General features: G+C 75.1%; 1 protein-coding gene. It reads left to right on the top strand.

The annotated features are described in order from the left end of the window. The coding region (locus AB0B41_RS43240) for an IS110 family transposase (protein ID WP_358213049.1) at positions 1-1,080 on the top strand (1,080 nt) is incomplete at its 5' end. Positions 1,081-1,099 lie beyond the last annotated feature (19 nt).

The following is a 1,099-nucleotide window of genomic DNA, read 5'->3' as shown; positions in this document are numbered from 1 at the left end:
GAGCAACCGGCAGGTGCGGCGGGCGAGCAGGTGCGGTTGGCCGAGCTGGTCGAGTTCGTGATCGGGGTGGACACCCACACCGACACCCACACCGCCGCGGTCGTGGCGGCCGGGACCGGCGCCCTGACTGCGACGATCACGGTGGCGGCCGACGCCGACGGCTACGCCGAGCTGGTGGAGTTCGCCGAGGCCCAGTCGGGGCTGCGGGCCTGGGCGATCGAGGGCACCGGCGGCTACGGCGCCGGGCTGGCCCGCCACCTGGGCGAGCGGCAAGAACTCGTGATCGAGCTGGACCGGCCGACCCGCCCGGCCCGCCGAGCCGGGGCCAAGTCCGATCCGATCGACGCCGAACGCGCCGCTCGCGACGCCCTGTCCCGCACCCGGCTGGCCCAGCCGCGCACCGGGCCGCAGCGGGCCGCGCTGGCGGCCCTGCTCACCGCGCGGCGCGGCGCGGTCAAGGCCGCCACCGATGCCCAACGCCAGTTGCGCGCCCAGGTCATCACCGCGCCGGAGCCGGTGCGGGCCCGCTTCCGCGGCCAGTCCACCACCACGATGATCGCCACCGCGGCCCGGCTGCGCCCGGGCAGCAGCGCTGCGGACGTGCACGCCTTCACCGTGCTGACCACGCTGCGGGCGCTGGCCCGGCGGATCCGAGCACTGCAGGACGAGGCTGATGAGCACGAGCGGGCGATCCGGGCGATCGTGCGCGCCTGGCGCCCGGACCTGCTCGCGATCTCCGGGATCGGGCCGATCGTAGCCGCGACCGTGCTCGCCGCGTGGTCCCACGCCGGGCGCTGCCGCGACGACGCCGCGTTCGCCATGCTCGCCGGCACCGCCCCGATCCCGGCCAGCTCGGGCAAGACCGTGCGCTACCGGCTCAACCGCGCCGGCGACCGCCAACTCAACCGCGCCCTGCACACCGTCGCGTTGTCCCGGCTGCGCTACGACCCGCCCACCCGCGCCTACGCCCAACGCCGCCGAGCCCAAGGCAAGACCGACCGCGAGATCAAACGCTGCCTCAAGCGCTACATCACCAGACAGCTCTACCGACAGCTCGAAAACCCGCCGCTCACGGCTTGACGCTCCATAGGAGCGTCCC

This window comes from Pseudonocardia sp. NPDC049154 (assembly GCF_040648315.1).
In the GTDB taxonomy this organism is placed as follows: Bacteria; Actinomycetota; Actinomycetes; order Mycobacteriales; family Pseudonocardiaceae; genus Pseudonocardia.
This window is presented reverse-complemented; position numbering and strand designations above follow the sequence as displayed.